Source organism: Segatella oris, assembly GCF_900637655.1.
GTDB classification, from domain to species: domain Bacteria; phylum Bacteroidota; class Bacteroidia; order Bacteroidales; family Bacteroidaceae; genus Prevotella; species Prevotella oris.
In genome coordinates this window covers 935,284-957,457 of record NZ_LR134384.1, presented here as the reverse complement: position 1 = coordinate 957,457, position 22,174 = coordinate 935,284, and the positions used below count along the sequence as shown (strand labels likewise).

Here is a 22,174-nt window from a genome sequence, read left to right as displayed (position 1 = left end):
CGGGAGGGCCGGGGTGGGTTACTTACAGCGCATTCAGCACCTGTTCCTTTATCTGTTCCAACTCATCCTTCATCTTCACGACGATGTTCTGCATTTCAGCCTGGTTGCTTTTACTGCCGGTCGTGTTGATTTCCCGACCCATTTCCTGGGCTATGAAGCCAAGTTTCTTGCCTACACCATGGCCTTCTTCGTTCATCGTTTCACGGAAATACTTCAGGTGATTGGTGAGTCTTTGCTTCTCTTCGCTGATGTCTAATTTCTCAATATAATAGATAAGCTCCTGCTCCAAGCGGTTCTTGTCGTAGTCAGCACTTGGGATTTGTTCGAGTCCTTTAATGATATTCTGGCGTATTTTCTCTATACGACTCTTCTCATAAGGCTCGATTTGGGAGAGCAGATGCTCAATGTTGTCCACCTTTTCATTGAATTTCTGCTGCAGGGCAGCACCTTCTTGCTTGCGGAAAGCGACCAAAGCATCTATGGCTTGGCCTATAACTTGCGAGGCAACTGTCCACTCTTCGTCGGTAAGTTCTTCTGTATCGGTCTTTGTGGTGACGTCAGGGAGGTTTAAAAGTGTGGCATACCAATCGGTAGGCTCAGGGATTCCTGTCTGTGCGGAGATAGCTTTTATCTGCTTATAATAGTTCTCAACGAGTGCAGTATTAATGGGAGCAGCGTCAACAACGGCATCTTTTTCAATCCAAATCGCAAAGTCTACCTTGCCACGTTCAAGGCTTTTGGCCACTGTCTGGCGTATTTCCATTTCCTTTTCACGGTAGAGTGGTGCAATACGGGTAGAGAGATCCAATGCCTTACTGTTTAGAGATTTAATCTCAACATTAATCTTCTTTTCCTTAAAGGTCACGACAGCTTTGCCGTAACCCGTCATTGACTGTATCATAATTAGAACGCGTTAAATTTCTGCAAAAGTACGAATTTTGCGGGAAAAAAGCGTAAATTTGCATTTTATTTAGAATATATTTTTCATCTATGTCGTGTATATTGCACATTGAAACGAGTACCGATGTGTGCTCGGTTGCCGTCAGTAATGACGCAGAATGTATTTTCAACAAGGAAGACTACAGTGGCCCGCATCACAATGAGACCCTTGGTGCCTTTGTCGATGAGTCACTTTCTTTCATTGACAGCCATGGTTTGAAGCTTGATGCAGTAGCAGTGAGCTGTGGACCAGGGTCATATACAGGACTTCGTATAGGGACTTCGATGGCTAAGGGCATTTGTTACGGTCGCGATGTAAAGTTGATAGCCATACCGACTCTTGAGCTTTTGGCTGTTCCCGTGTTGCTCAATGAACACCCACAAGAGGAAGATGCACTGCTCGTTCCGATGATTGATGCCCGCCGAATGGAAGTTTATGCACAGGTGTTTGACCGTGCATTGCATGAGGTTCGTCCTATTCAGGCCGATATTGTGACTGCCGAAACTTATAAAGAATACCTTGATAAGGGTGTGGTTTACTTCTTTGGAAACGGTGCAGGCAAGTGTATGAACGAGATTAATCATCCTAATGCCCGCCTTGTGGAAGGCATTCAACCTCTTGCCAAGAATATGTTTCCATTGGCAGATAAGCGCTTTGCCGAGGGAAAGTTTGAGGATGTGGCCTACTTTGTGCCGTTATATTTGAAAGATTTCGTTGCTAAAATGCCAAAGAAACAGCTGTGATTATGAAGATTGAAGGATTGGATTACAACACACAACGTGAGAAACTCGCCATGCCCGAGTATGGACGTGAGGTGCAGGATATGGTGAATCTCTGCGTCACCTTAAAGACAAAGGACGAGCGTCAGGCCTGTGCTGAGACGATTGTTGCTATCATGGAACGCATGTTTCCACAGAGCAAGGAGGGCAATGACTATCAACAGAAGCTCTGGGATCACTTGGCAATAATGAGCGATTTCAAGCTTGATATTGACTGGCCTTATGATATCAGTGAGGCCAATAAGATTACCTCAAAGCCTGAACCGATGGAGTATCCGATGAAACGGATACCGGTACGCCACTACGGACACGTCCTTTTTGAAGTTTTCGAACGGCTCAAAGAGATGCCGAACGGCGAAGAACGTGATGAACTTATACGTCTCACTGCAAATCAGATGAAGATGGATTTGATGACATGGAGCCATGGTTCAGCTGCTGACGAGAAGGTAGCTGACGACCTTGCACGCTTCACTGACGGTAAGGTTCAACTCAATCTGAATGATTTTGTGTTTAATAAAATCACGGAAAAACCCGTTGTTAATACCCCTAATAAGCGTAAGAAAAAATAGCCTATGGAGTCATTCATCATCGAAGGTGGCCATCGGTTGAAAGGCACTATCACACCACAAGGCGCCAAAAACGAGGCACTTGAAGTCATTTGCGCTACGCTGCTGACGACAGACCCCGTGCGAATTAAGAATGTTCCGGAGATACTTGATGTCAACAATCTCATCAAGTTGTTGCAGGAAATCGGGGTGAAGGTGACGCGACATGCCCAAGGTGATTTCACTTTTCAGGCCGATGCGCTCAATCTTTCCTTTCTTGACAGCATGGAATTTGTGCGGAAATGTGCCTCACTTCGTGGAAGTGTGCTCATGATTGGCCCACTGTTGGGGCGCTTCGGCAAGGCAACCGTGGCCAAACCCGGCGGAGATAAGATTGGACGTAGACGCTTGGATACTCATTTCTTGGGTTTCAAAAGTCTTGGAGCAAAGTTTGTTCGTGACCCCGAACGCGATGTATTCCAAATCCAGGCACACCGACTGAAGGGTAGTTATATGCTGCTTGACGAGGCTTCGGTTACGGGAACAGCCAATATAATCATGGCAGCGGTGATGGCAAAAGGCACAACAACGATTTATAATGCAGCCTGCGAGCCTTATATTCAGCAGCTATGTCATTTGCTGAATGGTATGGGGGCCAACATCAGTGGTATTGCCAGCAACCTCTTGACGATAGTAGGTGTCGACAAGTTGCATGCTGCAGAGCACTCCGTTCTGCCCGATATGATTGAAGTCGGCTCGTTTATTGGCATGGCAGCTATGGTGGGTGACGGCGTTCGTATTAAGAATGTGTCACTCCGAAACTTAGGAATTATCCCTGATGCCTTTAGGCGTTTGGGCGTAAAGATACAGGCTGAAGGTGATGACTTGTTTGTTCCTCGTCAGCCACATTGCGTTGTTGACTCGTTTATCGACGGCACAATTATGACTTTGGCCGATGCTCCTTGGCCCGGACTTACCCCCGACTTGATTTCCGTTCTCTTGGTAGTTGCCACACAGGTGCGTGGCTCTGTGCTCATTCATCAGAAGATGTTTGAGAGCCGTTTGTTCTTTGTTGACAAACTTATTGATATGGGAGCGCAGATCATTCTATGTGATCCTCATCGGGCAGTTGTCATTGGACACGACCACAAGATGAAGCTCCGTGCGGGGCGAATGACCAGTCCTGACATCCGTGCAGGTATTGCTTTGCTGATTGCAGCCATGTCAGCTGAGGGTACAAGTCATATAGCAAATATTGCGCAGATTGACCGTGGTTATGAGAATATTGAAGAGAGATTGAACCAGATTGGGGCATGTATCAGGCGAGTAGATGATTAAACAGGAAGACGTTTATAAGATAGGAAAGCTTGGGAAACCCCATGGAGTGAAAGGCGAGTTGTCGTTCCTTTTCAGCGATGATGTGTTTGATCGCGTCGACGCTGACTATCTTGTGCTTGATATCGATGGTATTCTTGTGCCGTTTTTCATGGAGGAATACCGCTTCAAGAGCAACGAAAAAGCACTCGTGAAGTTTGTAGATATCGGCTCAGAAGAGCGTGCCCGACAGCTCACCGGTTGTGAGGTTTTCTTCCCACGTAACCTTTCCGACAGCGATGATGAACATGTTTCGTGGGCTGAAATCATTGGTTTCGCAGTCATTGATAAGCAGAATGGACAGGTTGTCGGACACATCAAGGCTATTGATGACACCACAATCAATACGCTTTTTGAAATAGAAACCACTGCAGGCAACGACATCTTGCTTCCTGCCCACGAGGAGTTAATCCACGAAGCCGACATGCAACGGCGGGAAATCAGAATGTCAATTCCCGATGGTTTGCTCGACTTATAACTCCAAGATGATAGAAATGGAAAAGAAAAAACAACAGATATGTATCCTCGGTTCTACCGGAAGTATCGGCACACAGGCCCTCGATGTCATTCGACAGCACAGTGATCGCTACGAGGTCTATTGTCTTACAGCCAACAACAGTGTAGAGAAACTGGCTCAGCAGGCACGGGAATTCAAGCCGGCAGCAGTCGTTATAGGCAATGAGGCCCATTATGAGACGCTGCAAGAGCTGCTCCGTGACGAACCGGATATCAAGGTCTATGCCGGCAAGGAGGCCTTGGAACAGATTGTTTCTGCCGAACCTATCGACATGGTTCTGGCTTCCATGGTTGGCTTTTCGGGGCTTGTTCCAACCATCAATGCCATTAAAGCCCATAAGAAGATATGCTTGGCAAACAAGGAAACGCTTGTTGTTGCAGGCGAATTGATTTGCAGTTTGGCCAAAGAAAACCATGTACCTATCCTGCCGGTCGACAGCGAACACAGTGCAATCTTCCAGAGTATAGTCGGTGATGCAGATAATGAAATCACGAAAATCCTGCTCACTTGCTCGGGCGGGCCATTCAGAAAGTTCAGCCATGAGCAGCTCAAGACGGTCACAGCTGCCGATGCTTTGAAGCATCCTACATGGGATATGGGGGCCAAGATAACGATAGATTCAGCCTCACTGATGAATAAAGGCTTTGAAGTTATGGAGGCCAAATGGCTCTTTGGCGTGCCCGCTGACCGCATACAAGTGTTGATTCATCCGCAAAGTATCGTTCACAGTGCCGTTGAATTCATTGATGGAGCGGTGAAAGCACAGTTAGGTGTGCCCGATATGCGCCTGCCTATCCAGTATGCTTTCTCTTTCCCGGAGCGATTACCCCTTAGCGGTGAGCGCCTCGACCTCTTCAAACAGCAATGCTTGGAGTTCTTCGAACCCGACATAGAGAAGTTCAAATGTCTTGCTTTGGCCTATGAAGCTATCAACAAAGGGGGCAATATGCCGTGCATACTGAATGCTGCCAACGAGGTGGCGAATGCTGCTTTCCAACGTGATGAGTGCTCATTCCTCGGCATGGCTGACGTGATAGAGAAGACCATGCAGCAGGCAACATTTGACAACGACCCCAATCTTGACATTTATCTGAAGACTGATGCCGAGGCACGAGCTATAGCCCGAAGCCTCATTTCGAATGCAGTGGCAGTCTGAAGTCATTAATCTTGAATTTTAAAACAGTAAATAAATAATGGAAATCATATTTGTAAAGGCATTGCAGTTCGTTCTTGCAATCTCCCTGTTAGTGCTGCTCCACGAAGGCGGACACATGTTTTTTGCCAAGCTTTTCGGTATAAGAGTAGAGAAATTCTATGTTTTCTTTGATGTCAGCATAGGCAAGTGGGGAGGCAGTCTGTTCCATTTCAAACCTAAAAGCAGTGATACCGACTATGGCATGGGGTGGCTTCCGCTGGGTGGCTACTGCAAGATTGCCGGTATGATAGACGAGAGTTTCGACACCGAACAAATGGCCAAGCCAGCTGAACCGTGGGAGTTTCGCACGAAACCTGCATGGCAACGCCTGCTGGTGATGATTGGCGGAGTCACCGTTAACTTCTTCCTTGCACTCTTTATCTATTCAATGATCATGTTCGTTTGGGGCGAAACCTATGTCCAGATGAAAGACATGAAGCAGGGAATGGTGTTTAATGAGGAGGCAAAAAGCTATGGTTTCAAAGACCACGACATTCTTGTGGGCACTGAAAAGGGGCAGTTCAAGGACTTCAGTGCCGATATGTTCCGCGCACTTTCAAAGGCGACACGTGTTGATATCATTCGAAATGGCAAGCCAAAGAGCCTTTCTCTCTCCGGAGATATTAATCTTCTGGACATGATTAAAAGCACTCCGGCTTTCTGTAGGCCTTATCTTCCAGCAACAGTCGACTCTGTTATCCCTGGCGGGCCGGGCGAGAAGCTTGGCTTGAAGAAAGGAAACAAGATCCTTGCCCTTAATGGTGTGAAGATTACTTCAGCCAATCTGTTCCTTGATGAGCTAAGCAGATTGAACGATGAACTGGCAGCTTGCAAGACACATGCCGACAGTATGAAGGTGCGGACGGTACAGTTGGTTTATCAGGCCGACAAGATTGACACGGCAAAAATCGTGCTTACACCTGATTTGAAACTTGCAATTGCATTCCCAAGTGTGCAGAATCTCTATGTCGCTACCCACAAGAGCTATGGCTTCTTAGCCAGTTTCCCGGCAGGAGTTGCTTATGGTTGGGACGTCTTGAAGGGCTATGTGAGCGACATGAAGTATATCTTTACGGCCGATGGTGCCAAGAGTCTTGGCGGTTTCGGTTCCATTGGAAGCCTCTTCCCCTCATCATGGGACTGGTATCTCTTCTGGAAAATGACAGCCTTCTTAAGCATTATCCTCGCCTTTATGAATATACTGCCGATCCCTGCACTTGATGGTGGGCATGTTCTTTTCCTCATCTACGAGATCATTACGGGTCGTAAACCGAGTGAAAAGTTCATGATACGTGCCGAATATACAGGCGTAACCATCCTCATTCTGCTGATGATTGTGGCCAATCTTAATGATATATTGAGGTGGTTGGGGTATATGTAAGCGAGACCTCCCCCAGCCCTTGACACCCACCCCTGGCCCCTCCCGAGGGGAGGGGAATGTGAGATAGCGAGACCTCCCCCAACCCTTTGCTTTCCTCGTTTCGCTTACTCAACGAACAGCGACCTACGGTTCCCAAGGAGGGGGGCATTTCTTTGTGGTCTTTCATGATTATGCATTATGCATTGTGCACTATGAATTATCTCAAGGGGAGCATTTCCTTGCGGTCTTATAAGCAAGAGTTCGGTGGTTTTTTAAGCCACTGCAATATAGCTACTGATAATACTTAATTATGAATTTAAAGAAGAATCTTGATCTATGAAACGTTTTTTTGCAAGCCTTTCAGGGCTTATTCCTTTTCTGGTTCATGCGCAGTTGGCGGTTGTCGAGGCACCCGATACAACACTGTTGAGCGGTAGTATGTTCACGAACGAAGCCCAACCGTTGGAGAAACTCGCGTTCAATCGCAAGGGAATAGCCACCTACAACAATCCGTCTTTGAAAGAGAAAGCGCAGATACAACTGTTGCTTGCCGATGGAAAAACTTACTGTATAGTGGTTGAACCGGGCAAGACGCAGCGGCTGAAGCTTACGCGTGGCAAGGGCGGAAAGCTGCAGGCACAGTATAAGGGCGCCAACATTGTCCTGTCACAGCTGTTGAATGAACTCGCAGCTTTCGTGCCCGAAAAGAATGCGGCCTATGAAATGGCCAATCGAAGTGTGGACACTATCAGCTTCGCCGAGGCTCATCGGCGTCTTGACGAGCGTTATCATCGCCTCGTGAAAATAGCTGGTGAACTCGGAACTCCCGACGAACGGGCACGTCATCTGCGCGATGTTGAATTAGCTTATCTGTCTAATCGTCTCCTCCTTTTATCTGATGAAGACTATCAACATCAGCGTGATCCCAATGAAGATAAACGTTACATGGCGTTGATTAACGACATCAATCCTGATGATACGGCCTATATACAACGCGGACTGACCGACATGTTTGTGCGCAGCAAAATACCGTTTTCAGTGATGCAGGAGGCTACAGTTGGCAGCTATGGTGAGGCATATCTGAACGCTGTTGATGCTCATGTGCACAATCCTCACGTGCGTTCTTTCCTCATGGAAGGCCTTGTTGGTGCGATATTGGGACAGATGCCTGCCAATGAGGTAGAGTCATTCTGGGCCGTCGTGAAAGCCAAGGCTGCCCCTGAAATCGTGCAGAAGTATCAGCATGTTGTTGATGCACAGCGCGCCACAAAACCTGGTGTGAAGTGCCCGGATATCACATTTTCGGATGCCGAAGGCAAGAAACACCACCTTAGCGACTATTTCGGCAAGGTGCTTTATATCGACCTTTGGGCCACTTGGTGTAAGCCTTGCCTTGCTGAAATCCCTGCCCTTGCAGCACAGGTTGAGCATTATAAGAACGACAATCGCGTGCAGTTCATCAGCATCAGCCTTGACAAGAGCCGCGCTGCATGGTTGACCCGCCTGCAGAAAGACCGTCCGCAGTGGCTCCAGTTCAATGCCAACGATGAGGAAAACACCGTTATCTCCGCGGCTTTCAGCGTGATGTCAATTCCTCGTTTCATTCTGATTGCAGCCGATGGTACTGTGCTTGATGCTGAAGCTTTCAGGCCTTCTGACAAGGATTTTCAAAAGAAGTTAGAGGGCTTGTTGCAATAACTTCGTGCCCGTCTCCCTATTTCTTTGCCCCCTTGAGACTTTTTCTTGAGGGGGCTTTTGTGTCTGCATATCTTGTCATATAGGTTAACAAACTTTAAGAAAAAACTCAAAAAACCTGACAGTTGATAGGCAACGGACTTTCAATGAGCCTGACTTTGTCTGCTCATTTCAGCCTTGAAGTGTTGCCATCTCCATCAAATGGTCTTGCGTTTTGCGTCATATGACGCAGTGTTTTGTGGCATATCAGCATGTAATATGATGCAGATTACGTGCAGACATGCGTCCTATTGTACAGGCCTTTGCTGCAAAACATGAAAAAAGGGAAAGCACTTGTGCACTTTCCCTAAGGCAAAGATAATGAATTTTAGAGGCGAATGCAAATCCAATGTGAAAATAAACAACAAATCTCCGCATTGCCTTGAGCTTCTCCATGCTGTTTTGTCAGCATCGAAGTCCATGGCGGTTGACTTTTGGAATGTTGCATGTTGCTTGTTGATTAGAGACTTTGTCATCGGCTGTTCAATAAGTAGGAAGATGTTGCATGACATGTTGCTTTCTGCTTGTTGCATTGGAAATCATCGTTAGGTAATAAACAGAACTTCATCAGACAAGGGGGAGAAGAAGACGGTTTTCCTCCTTTTTCTTCCTCGTTTCTTTCTTTTTATCCAAAAATATACGTACTTTTGCCCATGTCTTCATTGTGCCATGTGAGCTGTGTCAGGCTTGCCTGCCTATGGGACAGGATTTGAAAAAGAAGATTGGAAAGCGCTGAAAAGGAACGAATGAAATATAGGTTGTTCATGATCATGATGCTTGTCGGCATGTCGCTGCAGTTGAATGCCCAGACAAATACCGTCGGGAAACGCCCCGGAAGCGTGCTCCCTGAGGATCGGGATGTCGATATGGATGATCCTACTTTCGTGCCTATGGTGCGCGTTGGAAAGGTGCTTCAGGGGCGCGACTCTATCCAGTATGTCGAGCTCAACAATATATATGTCTACCCACAGCCCGTGTTTGAGAATGCACAGCAGCGCATGGCCTACAATCGGTTGGTGTATAATGTGAAGAAAGTACTGCCGATAGCCAAGGAAGTTAACCGCATCATCATCGAAACCTACGACTATATTCAGACGCTTCCCAATAAGAGAGCCAAGGACGCTCACTTGAAATATGTGGAGAAAAGCATTAAGGAAGAGTACACACCACGCATGAAAAAGCTGACCTATCAGCAGGGAAAGCTGCTTATCAAATTGGTTTATCGCGAGTGTGGAAGTTCGGCTTACGGCACATTGCAGGCGGTGTTGGGCCCTGTCCGTGCGGGTTTCTGGCAGGCTTTCGCTTGGACTTTCGGTGCTTCTTTGGCTAAGAAATACGATCCGAACGGCGTTGACCGACTCACCGAACGCGTGGTGTTGATGGTTGAAGCAGGTCAGTTATAACAGGAAAAATGAAGAAATCAATGAAAATAACGCTTGGAGTTGCTGTGGCTGTATTGGCTATAGGCGGGCTCCATTACTACAAAAATGCGGATAGCAAGGTGCAGAATATCGAGGAAACCGAGGAGGTTGCGAAGGTAAATCCAGTGGGGCCGTTGTTCAATGCCGATAGTGCTTACGCCTTTACAAAGGCACAATGCGACTTCGGACCACGCGACATGAACAGTCGGGGGCATGATCTTTGTGGCGAATGGATTGTCAGTAAGTTCAAGGAATATAGCTGTAAGGTGACCACGCAGACTGCAACGCTCGCGGGATATGACGGCACAAAGCTGCGCAGTCGTAACATCATGGCGAGCATTAACCCTGAGGCGACGACGCGAATACTGCTTTGTGCGCATTGGGATACCCGTCCGTGGGCAGACAACGACCCTGACAGTGCGAACTGGCGGAAGCCTATTCTTGCTGCCAATGATGCTGCAAGTGGGGTTGCCGTGATGCTCGAACTGGCACGGATTATCCAGAAAAGCAAGCATGAAAAGGCGTTTAACAAGCAGTTGGGCATTGACTTCGTTTGCTTTGATGCCGAAGATTGGGGCACTCCTCAATGGGCAAATGTGGCCGATAATGCCGATAGCTGGGCGCTTGGTGCACAGTATTGGAGCAAGAACCTGCCGCAGGGTTATGAGGCACGTTACGGCATCTTGTTAGACATGGTGGGTGGCGTTGGTGCCAAATTCTACCGTGAAGGCATGTCAATGCAATATGCTCCGGAGATTGTAAAGAAGGTTTGGCGCGCTGCACGTGAAGTAGGATTTGGCAGTTACTTCCCTAAGGAAGACGGCGGAATGATTACCGATGACCACGTGCCTGTTAATCAGTTTGCCAAGATTCCAACGATAGATATTATCCCATACTATCCTGATTGTCAGCAAAGTAGCTTCGGACCAACATGGCATACGCTTGCCGACAACATGGAAAATATTGATAAAAACACGCTGAAAGCTGTCGGGCAGACACTTGTCCAGGTGATATACAAGGAGAAATAGGTGGCAGGTTACTGCTTCAGATGCGCAAACAGGGATACATTGAACATGTATCCCTGTTTATGCATTCAATCGTTTTAAGTGATTTGAAATGGCATCATAACCTATAGGTAATTGCTTTTTGGCTTCTTAAAACCTAACGGAGGCCTTCTCTTTTACGCCTCGCATCACCCTCAGCCAGTTGCCGCCCCATATCTTCTCAATATCAGTCTCACTGTATTTTCGGCGGAGAAGCTGGATGGTGAAATTGATCATCTCGGACGCATCGGCCATTCCCTTGATGCCACCATCGCCATCAAAGTCGGTTCCTACGCCCACATGGTCTATTCCCATGATGTCGATAGCATGTTCAAGATGAGCCACGGCATCGAGGATTGAGGCCTCACCTTCTTTCTTGAGAAAGCCATGATACATCGTGGTTTGAGCCACACCGCCCTTTGCTGCAAGTGCACGTAGCTGGTCATCGGTGAGGTTACGCGGTACATCACACAGCGCTTTGCAGTTGCTGTGGCTGCAAACAATCGGCGTGGTGCTGATGTCTAAGGCATCATAAAAACTCTTTTCACCGCCATGACTGAGGTCAACCATGATACCAAGTCGGTTCATTTCGTGGATTACCTGCTCGCCGAAAGCGCTCACTCCGCCGTGAGTACCCGTGCCTCGGGCACTGTCGCAGATGGCATTGTCACCGTTGTGGCACAGTGTGATATAAGTAATACCGCGCTTTGCAAAGTGTTCTACGTTTGCAATGTCATTCTCAATGGCCAATCCGTTCTCTATTCCAAGCATGATACTCTTGCGTCCCTGCGCTTTATTCAGATAGAGGTCGTCAGGTGTCCGAGCGATAGAAATGTAGGCTTTCTCACGCTTAACGATAGCTTCTATCTGGTCGAATATGCTGTCAGCATACTGCTTTGGAGACATGCCTTCAGGGATTTCGCCGGGCTTCGGGTGTTGAGGCAGATAGGCAACCATCGTCACTGCATCGTGTCTCCCGTCGTTCATTTTGTGCAGATCATAAAGGATTCGCGGGTCTCTTTGTTCGAAATGAATGCCTTGGGAAAAGAACATCGGTGTGTCACAATGGCTGTCAAAGGTCAGCATATGACTGTGCAGGCGTTTTGCTTTGCTGAATTCTGCACTGCGTTCCGTAAGCCATTGGAAGAGTTTCAGCCCCTCTTCTTCGAGCCATTCGGGATGCCATTGCACACCGATAATTGCCTTTTGTTCGCTGCTTTCCATAGCCTCAATGATGCCATCGGGTGCAGTTGCGGTGATATGGAACTTTTCTCCGCATTCAGCTACAGCCTGATGATGGAACGAGTTGACGAAAGTGCGCGTGCCATAGAGGGCTGCCAATATGCTGTTTTCCTGTATGGTGATGCTGTGTGTAGGCTCTTCGCGCTCAGCGTCTTGTCCGTGTTTCAGCGGTGTTTTGATGTCTTGTGTAAGCCTTCCGCCTAAAGCAAGTGCCAGCGTTTGCATGCCTCGGCAAGTTCCAAGCATAGGAATTTGTCGGTTATAAGCTAATCTTGTGAGCAGCAGTTCGGGCAGATCGCGCTCGCGGTTGATATGATGAAGTGCTTGAAGAGGCTCCTCCCCGCTCCACAACGGGTTGTAGTCGGCTCCGCCGGTAAGCACAAGTCCGTCAATACGGTCAAGCGTATTGATGAGTACATGGCGGTCGGATATGGGGGGAATGATAACAGGTGTGCCTCCTGCTTTTACGATTTGGCGATAGTAGACACTGCGAATTGTGGCGTCACCGTCGGCATAATTCGCCGTAATGCCAATCATCGGACGATGTTCGGCCTCTGGAAATGTGGAATATATCTCATCAAGATAGGTCCCGAGTTGAAATCTGTTCGTCATTTTCTCTGTACAAATGTAACATTCAAATCATTAGTTTTCATCGATAGGAACGGGTATTTCGCGCTTGATGCTCTGCTCAAGTGAGATCAGAGTTTCGGTCGAAACGACGCCCGGAATGCTTTGTAATTGGTTGTTGAGCAAGTCCATCAGCTGCTCGTTGTCTTTGGCATAGAGCTTTAAGAGCATCGTGTAGGGGCCGGTTGTAAAGTGACATTCCACGATTTCGGGAATGCCGATGAGCCGTTTCACCACGTCTTTATACATGCTTCCACGCTCAAGATTGAGTCCTACATAGGTACAAGTGGAGTAGTTGAGGCTCTTCGGATTGACATCAAAACCACTACCCGTGATGGCGCCATTCTCCATGAGATGCTGCACCCTTTGGTGGATGGCAGCACGCGAAACGCCACAAGCTTCGGCCACATCTTTAAATGGAATGCGTGCATTTTTAGAAAGAATGCTCAGTATTTTCTTATCAAGTGTATCGATCTTATCCATATTTCACATCGTTGTTTGTTATTCTGTTCAATACAATTACATTCTGATAGCAAATATAGATAATATTATTTGAACAGACAATAAAATGCGCAGAAATCTTTCAATTCCTGCGCATTCTGTAAATCATGTGGATGATTTTATTTCTCGATATCTACTAACTCAACTGTGAAGACGAGGGTAGAGAAAGGCTTAATCTGGCCTGCTTGTCGACCGCCATAACCCAAATTCTGTGGTATGCAAACTTCCCATTTACTGCCAACAGGCATCATTGTGAGTGCTTCTGTCCAGCCTTTGATGACTTCATTGCATCGAAAGACATTGGTTTGGGGGTCGCGTTTGTAGCTGCTGTCAAAGACTGTACCGTCTATCAAGCGGCCTTCGTACTTCACTTTCACCTTGTCTGTCTCTTTCGGTTTAGGGCCGTTACCGGTGATGAGCACTTTATATTGCAGTCCGGAAGGCGTGGTCTGCATGCCTTCTTTCTGTGCATTGGTCTTCAACCAGTCTTCGTTTTCCTTCTTATAGGCGGCATTCCGCGTCTCAACGACATTGTCCATACGCTTGCGATAGAGTCTGGAAGCTTCGCTTTGTGCGAAGAATGTGGTATCATTCTGCAATGCAGCGGTGAAGCCATTGAGGAACATTGCACGCTGTATGGAGTCGTTTGAATCTTCGAAAGCCTGCTTCATGTTGGGCAGAATGCGGCTGTTCACCATCTCAGCAATCTGCATTCCGGCTACATAGGCCTTGAAAGCAGGATCTCCAACGCGTGACTGTGCTTCGCGAAATCCTTTCAGAAAGTCGGCCATATTCGTGGTGTCGACTTGGAAACTCTGCTGAAGATAGGGCACAAGACCGTCAGTTGCCGTCATACCAGCAAGGTAGCTGAGCGAGTCAGAAGCAGAAACAAGCTTCACTGCTGCTTGTTGTAAAGTGCTCATTGGTTTCTTCTTCTTGTCCTTTGCCTGTGTAGTAAGCGTTGCGCCCGCCATGAAGACGAGCGCAATAACTATGAGTTTTTTCATTGTCGAATGTTTTATTTGCTGCCTACCTTAACCAATTCAATCTTGAAGATGAGGGCAGAGAAAGGCTTGATCTGGCCTTGTTCGCGGTCGCCATAAGCCAAGTTTTGGGGAATATAAACTTCCCATACAGAGCCGGCAGGCATGTGAACGAGTGCATCTGTCCAGCCTTTGATGACTTGGTTGGCTTTCAAAGTGATGGGTTCTCCGCGCTTATAGCTGCTGTCGAAAACCTTTCCGTCGATTGTTTTGCCTTCATAGTTGACAACAACTGTAGAAGTATCCTGTGGCATTGCACCCTTTCCTTCCTTGATAACCTTATATTGTACGCCCGAAGGTAAGGTCTTTACGCCTGCTTTATTCTTGTTGGCAGCCAACCATTTCTCACCGGCTACTTTGTTTGGGCCGTACTCTTTCTCCATGTTCTTGCTCTTGATAGCCATCATTTTGGTCTGTGCAAGCTGCTGTGCCTGCTCGGATGTCATCTTCACATCATTGTTCTTGCCCGTTGTTCCGGCAATGAAACCGGCCATGAAGTTCTTCAGTGAGATGCTCTTTGTAGAGTCCTGACCATACACTTCGCTGTTAATGCCCTTGATCATCTGGTTAGAAATCTGCTGACCTATCTGTATTCCGGCGTAGTAAGCAGCTGTTTTCTTGTCGTCACCAGCGTTGGCACCGTCGTTAAGACCTTTGATAAACTCGTCCATATAGGTAGTATCAATCTGCATACGACCTACGAGAAACTCTTTCAGTCCTTGAGACTGAGCCATACCCATGGCGTAGCTCATTGTGTCTACGTCGTTCTTCAAGTCGGCTTTTGGAGTTGAATTGCCACAAGCGGAGAATGTTGCGGCAGCAATAACCATAGTGGCTACAAATGCTAATTGTTTCATTTTCTAAGATATTATTTTATGTATTATTTCACTGTTACAAGCTCTACATCGAACACCAAGGCTGCAAACGGAGGAATGGATGCGCCTGCACCGCGCTCGCCATAGCCGAGGTTGTAGGGGATGAAGAAGCGATATTTGCCGCCTTCTTTCATCAGTTGCAGTCCTTCTGTCCAGCCGGCAATCACTTGGTTGAGTGGGAATGTGGCGGTTTGACCGCGGTCATACGACGAATCAAACTTCGTTCCGTCTATCAATGTGCCTTCGTAATGGCATTCAACCGTATCAGTAGCCTTCGGACTTTTACCGTTTCCTTCGCGCAATATCTGGTATTGCAGCCCCGAAGCTGTCGTGATGATACCCTCTTTCTTGCCGTTCTCTGCGAGGAATTTCTCGCCTTCAGCCTTGGCAACCTTGCCCTTTTCAGACGCTGCAGCCTGCTGTTTGGCCTCTTGTTTTGCAAAGAATTCCTGCACAAGTTGCTGTGCTTCAGCCTCATCTAACTTCAAGTTGCCGGCGATAACGTCTTTAATGGCCTGTGCAAAATCGTCAATATTAAGTTCTGCGGCACCCATCTGCGACAACTGTCTGCCGATACCGATGCCGAGTGCATAGCTTACTTTATCCATAAAATGCTAAGTTAGTTGTTATAATTCATGAAATATTTCGAAATCACGTGCAAAGATAGCAGAATAAAACTGAATAGAGAAGAAACGATGCTTTAATTTTATTAAAATGCAATCAGCTTCACATAATTTTTATATATATTTGTAACATGAATGCAACAAAACAGGACTGATGCCCTGATGCAGTATCAATAATAACATGGATTTATGAGAACCGAAGCTTCAAAAATTGTCTTCCTCACCGGCGCGGGCATGTCGGTTGAGAGTGGATTTAAGACGTTTCGCGGCAGTGACGGCCTTTGGGAGAACTATCCTGTGGAGCAGATTGCCACGCATCATGGCTGGGAAAACGACCCGACATTGGTGACTGACTTCTACAACATGCTGCGACGTAAGCTTTGGAATGCCTTGCCTAATGCGGGACATCGGCTCATTCGGTCGCTCGAACGGGATTACCAAGTGACTGTTATCACGCAGAATGTGGATAATCTACATGAGCGTGCCGGCTCTTCGCACGTCATTCATCTGCATGGGGAGCTATCAAAAGTCTGCTCAAGTCACGATCCCTATAATCCTCAATTCATTGAAGAACTGACACCTGAAAACAGTGATGTCGCCCCGGGAACATTGGCCAAGGACGGCAGTCTGCTGCGTCCTTTCATCGTTTTCTTTGGAGAAAGCGTCCCGATGATAGCGCCGGCAGCCCGCGAAGTGGCTTCAGCCGACATCTTTGTCATCATCGGGACGAGTCTTAATGTCTATCCTGCAGCAGGGCTTCTACAGTATTGCAAGCCCGACATTCCCATCTATCTCATCGACCCAAATCCTGTGAATGCAGGCGGATATCGGCATGTAAAGCAGTTGCAGATGGGGGCGAGTGAGGGAATGAAAGCATTGATAGAGAGCCTCCCTCAGGCCTCTTTCAAGGGGGAAGAGAGCCGAGCTTGAACTTTCATGCAATGTTGTTGAGAGTGTTGTTGTTTAGGAAATGGGATGCGACTTGTAAGTAGATAGGAATCAATTAGTTAAGACTTGCCTTGTAATTTGCGTCAGAATACACTGCAATCTGCGTCAAGTTATGGTGTCATTTGCATCAAGTTACGACGTGTTTTGCGTCAAGTTACAGCATAATATGAATGGAGTTGCAAATCGAGATGTTTGCCATTGAACGATAACCCCAGTCTTCCTGCTTTCTTTCCCGTTTGTTGTCACTGTGGATGCAGCCTGTCAGAAAGGTTCCTTTTCCCCCTTTTCATGGCGTTTTGTAATATTAGTTATGACGTATTTCGTTGCCGATGAGCACATGTTTATTTTGCTGTGGAATAAAAAGATGGCTGAAGATGTCTTTTATACAGAATATTTCTGTAATTTTGTTTTCGTGAGATTGTGATTACCGTCAGTGTTAATAATGTAGAAATATCTTTGCAATCTGCGTTAATATTAAGTCCGCAAGGATTTGTAAATTATCGACCTTATGTTAAAATTCAATAGCACTAATACGATAATGAAAAAGATTTTGCTTGCTGTGATATGTAGCCTGTTTTCGTTGCCAATGCTCTGTGAAGAGCATGATTTACAAGCTTTGCTACATAAACTTGATGATGCCATAGAGCAATCTGATGTCATTGAACAACAGCATAGAAAAGCTATAGAGAATTTGCTTAAGATGTTTGATGAAGCCGTGGACGACAAAATTAGGTATAAGTCTTGTTTAGACCTTTTCTTTCAGTATAAAAAGTGTAATCTTGATTCAATGTATATTTATGCTAAAGAAGGTTGGTTGTTGGCAAAGAAGATGGATGATGATGAGAAGATTCAAAGTTCAATGTTGAATGTTGCTGATGCTTATAAAAAGCTCGCCAGGTACGATGAGGCCTTGAATATTTTACAAAACATGGACAAAAACTATATCCGTACGCATGGCAAACAATATTACAATATGCTTCATGGAATTTATTTCTCTTTGCTGAAAGAGGGAAGGAGCAGCGAAGAACAAAGGTTTTATCGCCTTATGCAGCGTCGGTATAGAGATTCTATGGCTGTATATGAGAAGCCAAATTCAATGATGTATGTCTGTAATCAAAGTATGATTTTACGTTTAGATGGACAGTATGATCAAGCGATAAAGCTGTTTCGTCATTATGAAAAGGAACATCCTGACAGTATTTGGAATGACGCTTCGGCGTGTGCTGTGGCTTCTGAAGTATATGCTGCAGCAGGATATAAAGATAAGGGTATGCTGTATCTTGTAAAAGCTTCAATCCTTGATAAATTGTCGGGAAACAAGAGTTATACTGCCCTTCAGGACCTTTCCAGAATGCTCTATGAAAGAGGAGACATAGATCATGCCTATCGCTATATGATGGTTTGCATGAATGATATCATGCAAAGTAAAGCAAAGAGCAGACTGACCAATGTTGCCAGTTTTCTTCCAATTATTACAGCTGCTCATGATAAAGTGGTTGAGGAGAAGCGCACTACATTTATCATTTATATAATAACGCTTGTTTCTTTTCTTTTGGTGTTAGTGATTATGGTATTGCTTATCCTAAGACGGAATCGAAGACTATCTGTTTTGCGTCATGAACTGGAGTCGAAAAACACGAAACTACAGGAAAAGGATGTCTCTATAGAGGCTAAGAATAAGGAACTTGCTTTGTTAAATGATCAGCTTCAGGAAGAAAACAATATCAAGGAAGAGTATATTGCTCAACTGTTTAATATTTGTTCGATATATATTAATGATTTGGAAAACTATCGTCTTAGTTTACTCACAAAAATGAAAACGCATAAGACAAAGGAGTTACTTATAACCTTGGAATCACCTGTAGCATCAAAATATAAAAGAGATCTTTATCGTCTTTTCGATACCATATTCTTAAAGCTATTTCCTAATTTTATTTCCGACTTTAACAGTCTTATCACTGATGGGACAGTCTTTTTACCAAAGGAAGGTGAAATCCTTTCGCCTGAGTTGAGGATTTACGCGCTGGTTCGTTTAGGAATAACTGATAGTGTCCGTATATCTTCATTTCTTGGCTATTCCAAACAAACGGTATACAACTATCGCCAAAAGGTGCGTTCTCATATAGGTATTTCTCGTGACGAATTGATTGAAAAAGTAAAACTTTTATAGTAATAATACTTACCTAAAACTTACTTTTCTTTTGTCTTTAAAACTTGTAAGTTATTGATTATCAATAATAATATAACTCTAATACACTTACTTTATTTGAATATTGCTTGACTGTGAATAGATTTTAATGTAATTTTGCCTCAACGATAGACAATCTAATCTCTGTAACCTAATAATGAAAGAGAATACTACTAATATTAAATCTATGATGAAGAGAAAATCAAATTGTATTTGGCAAAGTGGATATTTGTTCCATTTGCTATGTATGGCAGGATTGCTCATTACTCCTACAAGTGCAGTTGCCTTGGGGTATGTACATGGTAACCTATCCTCTGTGTGTGCTGCTGCCCAAGATGGCAAGAAAATCAATGGGAAAGTCTCAGATGCCAACGGTGAGCCTCTCATTGGTGCCACGGTAATGGTTAAAGGAAGTACTATTGCTACTGTTACAGATATGGATGGTAATTTCCAATTAGATGTTCCTAATGGTGCAATACTCGTAATCTCTTATGTAGGTTATAATCAACAGGAGTTCAAGGTAGGCAATCAGCGTAGCTATAACTTCAAACTGGACGAAGATAGTAATACGCTGAACGAACTTGTAGTGATTGGTTATGGTCAGGTGAAAAAGAAAGACCTTACGGGTTCTGTAACGGCAATCAATCGCGATGATCTTAATAAAGGTGTGCAGAATACAGCTCAAGAGGCCCTTGTGGGTAAGATTGCTGGCGTGAATGTTATCACAAATTCGGGTGCCCCCGGAGCAGGTTCTACTATCAGAATACGTAGTGGTGCTTCGCTTTCTGCAAGCAACGACCCATTGATTGTTATTGATGGCGTTCCTGTTGATAATTCAACAATTGAGGGTGGAGGCAATGTTTTGGGTGGTATCAACCCTAATGATATAGAGACATTCACGGTATTGAAAGATGCTTCAGCTACGGCTATTTATGGTTCACGAGCTTCGAATGGTGTAATTGTGATTACTACCAAGAAGGGAAGTGAAAGCGGTATAAAGGTGAATTATAACGGAAATGTCTCTGTGGGTGTTATTGCCAAGCGTCTTACTCCGCTGACTGCTGACGAGTTTCGTAGCTTTGTGCCAACAGTAACTGGTGTACCTGCTGGTGTTTCATTTGGCACTGCAAATACTGATTGGCAAGATGAAATCTTCCGTACGGCTATTGGTACAGAGCACAATGTTTCGCTTTCAGGCAATGCGATGAAAAAAGCTCCGTATCGTGTTTCTGTAGGTTATACAAACCAGAGTGGTATCATTAGAACCAATCACTATAGCCGTTATACGTTTGATGGTGGTATTAATCCTACATTCTTTGATAATCATCTCACCGTTGGTTTGAAGCTGAAGGCTTCGTATGAAGATAATGCAATGGTAAGTGGCGATGTTGTAAATAATGCATTGCGGTATGACCCAACGCGTCCGGTTATGACTGGAGCAAGAGGTAGCAACACTCCTGGATTGGGAAATTTTATTTGGATGAATGGCAGTTCTCCAATGGCTATTCAGACTGATAATCCTGTGGCCCAACTTGAACTGCAGAAGTTCAACAATAAGCTATCCCGTGCGATTGGTAATGCAACGGTAAATTATAAAGTGCATGGTTTTGAAGACTTACAGTTGAACGCAAACCTTGGTTTTGATATTCTCAAAAGCATTTATACCAAGGATGTCCCAGATAAAGCAGGAATGATGTACACCTCAAACATGAAAGATGGTACAGGCTTAGATTATGATGGCACGCAGAATAAGCGCAACACGCTTTTAGACCTCTATGCCAATTATCGGCATGTGTTTGATAAGAAGCATGATTTCAGTGCAATGGTAGGTTATGGTTGGCAGCATTTCTGGAAGAAATACAATGATACCACACTTTCACCTTCAGGCAAAGAACTTTTCTCCCCCATCGCATTATGAGTCAGAATATTACTTGCTTTCTTTATATGGTCGTGTCAATTACACCTATGATGAAAAGTATATGTTAACAGCCACCTTACGTTCTGATGCATCATCACGTTTCGCAAAAGGTAATCGTTGGGGCTATTTCCCATCTGTTGCATTGGCATGGCGTGTGGGCAGTGAGGATTTTCTCAAGGACAACCGTGTCTTGAGTAATTTGAAATTGCGTCTGAGTTATGGTGAAACTGGTCAGCAGGATATCCTCAATGACTATCCTTATATGACCACCTTTACAATTTCTTATCCTGAGGCAAGCTATCGTTTTGGAGACAAATGGTATCGCACTTATCGTCCGAATACTTACGATACAGATATCAAGTGGGAAACAACAGCAACTTGGAATGTAGGTTTTGACTATGGTTTCTTGGATAACCGAATCTATGGAACTGTTGATTTGTATAAGCGTTATACAACAGACCTTTTGAATACTATCAACGTGATTTCAGGAACTAATTTCTCTTCTATTCTCACTACGAATATTGGTGAGATGAACAATAAAGGTATAGAGTTTTCTATCAATACACAACCTATCCGCACGAAAGATCTTACTTGGGATTTAGGACTCAACTATACATGGAACACTTCTAAGATTACGAAGTTGAATACCATTGATTCCGAGTTTAACTTCGTTCAAACGGGTGCAATCTCAGGAACAGGAAAGTATGTTCAAGTATTCATGGTAAACAAACGTCCATATACCTTCTATCTTGCCAAACAGGCATACGATAATAACGGTAAGCCTTTAGAGGGGAAATATGTGCAGCCCGATGGTTCAGTATCCTCTACAGAAACTCGCTATGCTACTGACAAGAGTGCACTGCCCAAGGCATATTTAGGCTTTAATACTCATGTGAACTATAAGAACTGGTATTTGGGTTTGAATGCTCATGGTGCTTTCGGAGCTTATGTTTATAACTATATTCGTGCTGACCAATATTTGCAGCAGGTGTATAGTGACCAAGGAAGCTTCTCTAACATTCTTCCTTCTACTCGGGATTTGGGCTTTGATGTACAGCAGCTCTATTCAGATTACTTCCTTGAAAAAGGTGATTTCTTCCGTTTAGACAACATTACATTGGGATATACCTTTAAGAAATTATGGAACGACAAGTCTGATCTCCGTTTGGCTTTTACCATACAGAATGTCTGTACGCTTACAGGCTATAAGGGTATCGATCCCGAGTTGGCAAATGGTATCGACCGTGATGTCTACCCGCGTCCACGCACATTCTCTTTATCAGTGAATCTGAATTTCTAAT

General features: G+C 45.2%; 17 protein-coding genes and 1 pseudogene. 12 read left to right on the top strand and 6 right to left on the bottom strand.

The genetic code is table 11. The features are described from left to right. Nucleotides 1-22 precede the first annotated feature (22 nt). Nucleotides 23-901: a YicC/YloC family endoribonuclease gene (locus tag EL210_RS03925; RefSeq protein ID WP_004375424.1), complete on the bottom strand. Its 879-nt coding sequence runs from the start codon at nt 899-901 to the stop codon at nt 23-25. An 89-nt stretch (nt 902-990) separates the two neighbouring features. Between EL210_RS03925 and tsaB the strand changes: the two genes are divergently transcribed. The 9 genes from tsaB to EL210_RS03875 all read left to right on the top strand — a co-directional run bounded on the left by tsaB (nt 991) and on the right by EL210_RS03875 (nt 10,893). Further along, nucleotides 991-1,683: a tRNA (adenosine(37)-N6)-threonylcarbamoyltransferase complex dimerization subunit type 1 TsaB gene (gene tsaB, locus EL210_RS03920; RefSeq protein ID WP_018920283.1), complete on the top strand. Its 693-nt coding sequence runs from the start codon at nt 991-993 to the stop codon at nt 1,681-1,683. Nucleotides 1,684-1,685: 2 nt separating this feature from the next. Further along, nucleotides 1,686-2,288 carry a DUF4290 domain-containing protein gene (locus EL210_RS03915; protein ID WP_018920284.1) on the top strand — a complete coding sequence of 201 codons (603 nt, stop codon included), beginning with the start codon at nt 1,686-1,688 and terminating at the stop codon, nt 2,286-2,288. Nucleotides 2,289-2,291: 3 nt separating this feature from the next. Beyond that, nucleotides 2,292-3,602, top strand: coding sequence for a UDP-N-acetylglucosamine 1-carboxyvinyltransferase (gene murA / locus EL210_RS03910; RefSeq protein WP_018920285.1), 1,311 nt, complete (start codon nt 2,292-2,294; stop codon nt 3,600-3,602). Further along, the gene (rimM, locus tag EL210_RS03905) at nt 3,595-4,116 is read left to right on the top strand and encodes a ribosome maturation factor RimM (protein WP_004378321.1); all 522 of its coding nucleotides are present in this window, start codon (nt 3,595-3,597) and stop codon (nt 4,114-4,116) included. Before murA ends, rimM begins: the two co-directional genes overlap by 8 nt. A 16-nt stretch (nt 4,117-4,132) precedes the next feature. Further along, on the top strand, nt 4,133-5,311 hold the full coding sequence (locus EL210_RS03900; RefSeq protein ID WP_036890154.1) for a 1-deoxy-D-xylulose-5-phosphate reductoisomerase: 1,179 nt from the start codon (nt 4,133-4,135) through the stop codon (nt 5,309-5,311). 37 nt (nt 5,312-5,348) lie between these two features. Continuing rightward, complete coding sequence (gene rseP, locus EL210_RS03895) at nt 5,349-6,731, top strand: RIP metalloprotease RseP (RefSeq protein WP_018920287.1); 1,383 nt, start codon at nt 5,349-5,351, stop codon at nt 6,729-6,731. Between the two features lie 315 nt (nt 6,732-7,046). After that, nucleotides 7,047-8,408, top strand: coding sequence for a TlpA family protein disulfide reductase (locus tag EL210_RS03890; RefSeq protein WP_018920288.1), 1,362 nt, complete (start codon nt 7,047-7,049; stop codon nt 8,406-8,408). 782 nt (nt 8,409-9,190) lie between these two features. After that, nucleotides 9,191-9,847 (top strand): DUF4294 domain-containing protein, encoded by a 657-nt coding sequence (locus tag EL210_RS03880; RefSeq protein WP_018920290.1) that lies wholly within the window; start codon nt 9,191-9,193, stop codon nt 9,845-9,847. A gap of 8 nt (nt 9,848-9,855) precedes the next feature. Next, complete coding sequence (locus tag EL210_RS03875) at nt 9,856-10,893, top strand: M28 family peptidase (RefSeq protein ID WP_018920291.1); 1,038 nt, start codon at nt 9,856-9,858, stop codon at nt 10,891-10,893. A gap of 126 nt (nt 10,894-11,019) precedes the next feature. Here the strand turns inward: EL210_RS03875 and EL210_RS03870 are convergent, their stop codons facing one another. The 5 genes from EL210_RS03870 to EL210_RS03850 form a co-directional block, all read right to left on the bottom strand. Beyond that, complete coding sequence (locus EL210_RS03870) at nt 11,020-12,762, bottom strand: fused gamma-glutamyl-gamma-aminobutyrate hydrolase/peptidase (RefSeq protein ID WP_018920292.1); 1,743 nt, start codon at nt 12,760-12,762, stop codon at nt 11,020-11,022. Nucleotides 12,763-12,792: 30 nt separating this feature from the next. Then, on the bottom strand, nt 12,793-13,260 hold the full coding sequence (locus tag EL210_RS03865; protein WP_018920293.1) for an Lrp/AsnC family transcriptional regulator: 468 nt from the start codon (nt 13,258-13,260) through the stop codon (nt 12,793-12,795). Between the two features lie 137 nt (nt 13,261-13,397). Next, nucleotides 13,398-14,285, bottom strand: coding sequence for an FKBP-type peptidyl-prolyl cis-trans isomerase (locus tag EL210_RS03860; RefSeq protein WP_025879545.1), 888 nt, complete (start codon nt 14,283-14,285; stop codon nt 13,398-13,400). 11 nt (nt 14,286-14,296) lie between these two features. Beyond that, nucleotides 14,297-15,178 (bottom strand): FKBP-type peptidyl-prolyl cis-trans isomerase, encoded by an 882-nt coding sequence (locus tag EL210_RS03855; RefSeq protein WP_004375451.1) that lies wholly within the window; start codon nt 15,176-15,178, stop codon nt 14,297-14,299. 23 nt (nt 15,179-15,201) lie between these two features. Next, nucleotides 15,202-15,804: an FKBP-type peptidyl-prolyl cis-trans isomerase gene (locus tag EL210_RS03850; protein ID WP_004375453.1), complete on the bottom strand. Its 603-nt coding sequence runs from the start codon at nt 15,802-15,804 to the stop codon at nt 15,202-15,204. A gap of 204 nt (nt 15,805-16,008) precedes the next feature. Between EL210_RS03850 and EL210_RS03845 the strand changes: the two genes are divergently transcribed. The 3 genes and pseudogenes from EL210_RS03845 (at nt 16,009) to EL210_RS03835 (ending at nt 22,173) form a co-directional block, all read left to right on the top strand. After that, the gene (locus tag EL210_RS03845) at nt 16,009-16,749 is read left to right on the top strand and encodes an SIR2 family NAD-dependent protein deacylase (RefSeq protein WP_018920296.1); all 741 of its coding nucleotides are present in this window, start codon (nt 16,009-16,011) and stop codon (nt 16,747-16,749) included. Between the two features lie 556 nt (nt 16,750-17,305). Next, a complete protein-coding gene (locus tag EL210_RS03840) occupies nt 17,306-18,937 on the top strand; it encodes a DUF6377 domain-containing protein (protein ID WP_169333947.1) in 1,632 nt (543 codons plus the stop codon). Between the two features lie 175 nt (nt 18,938-19,112). Then, nucleotides 19,113-22,173: pseudogene (locus tag EL210_RS03835) on the top strand (SusC/RagA family TonB-linked outer membrane protein). Nucleotide 22,174: the final 1 nt, after the last annotated feature.

Excerpts from the sequence above, each read along its gene's own strand:
- EL210_RS03860 (WP_025879545.1), bottom strand. The coding sequence starts at position 14,285 with ATGAAAAAACTCATAGTTATTGCGCTCGTCTTCATGGCGGGCGCAACG.
- EL210_RS03900 (WP_036890154.1), top strand. The coding sequence starts at position 4,133 with ATGGAAAAGAAAAAACAACAGATATGTATCCTCGGTTCTACCGGAAGT.
- EL210_RS03925 (WP_004375424.1), bottom strand. The coding sequence starts at position 901 with ATGATACAGTCAATGACGGGTTACGGCAAAGCTGTCGTGACCTTTAAG.
- EL210_RS03915 (WP_018920284.1), top strand. The coding sequence starts at position 1,686 with ATGAAGATTGAAGGATTGGATTACAACACACAACGTGAGAAACTCGCC.
- murA (WP_018920285.1), top strand. The coding sequence starts at position 2,292 with ATGGAGTCATTCATCATCGAAGGTGGCCATCGGTTGAAAGGCACTATC.
- EL210_RS03880 (WP_018920290.1), top strand. The coding sequence starts at position 9,191 with ATGAAATATAGGTTGTTCATGATCATGATGCTTGTCGGCATGTCGCTG.
- tsaB (WP_018920283.1), top strand. The coding sequence starts at position 991 with ATGTCGTGTATATTGCACATTGAAACGAGTACCGATGTGTGCTCGGTT.
- EL210_RS03845 (WP_018920296.1), top strand. The coding sequence starts at position 16,009 with ATGAGAACCGAAGCTTCAAAAATTGTCTTCCTCACCGGCGCGGGCATG.
- EL210_RS03865 (WP_018920293.1), bottom strand. The coding sequence starts at position 13,260 with ATGGATAAGATCGATACACTTGATAAGAAAATACTGAGCATTCTTTCT.
- EL210_RS03870 (WP_018920292.1), bottom strand. The coding sequence starts at position 12,762 with ATGACGAACAGATTTCAACTCGGGACCTATCTTGATGAGATATATTCC.
- rimM (WP_004378321.1), top strand. The coding sequence starts at position 3,595 with ATGATTAAACAGGAAGACGTTTATAAGATAGGAAAGCTTGGGAAACCC.
- EL210_RS03875 (WP_018920291.1), top strand. The coding sequence starts at position 9,856 with ATGAAGAAATCAATGAAAATAACGCTTGGAGTTGCTGTGGCTGTATTG.
- EL210_RS03850 (WP_004375453.1), bottom strand. The coding sequence starts at position 15,804 with ATGGATAAAGTAAGCTATGCACTCGGCATCGGTATCGGCAGACAGTTG.
- EL210_RS03840 (WP_169333947.1), top strand. The coding sequence starts at position 17,306 with ATGAAAAAGATTTTGCTTGCTGTGATATGTAGCCTGTTTTCGTTGCCA.
- EL210_RS03890 (WP_018920288.1), top strand. The coding sequence starts at position 7,047 with ATGAAACGTTTTTTTGCAAGCCTTTCAGGGCTTATTCCTTTTCTGGTT.
- rseP (WP_018920287.1), top strand. The coding sequence starts at position 5,349 with ATGGAAATCATATTTGTAAAGGCATTGCAGTTCGTTCTTGCAATCTCC.
- EL210_RS03855 (WP_004375451.1), bottom strand. The coding sequence starts at position 15,178 with ATGAAACAATTAGCATTTGTAGCCACTATGGTTATTGCTGCCGCAACA.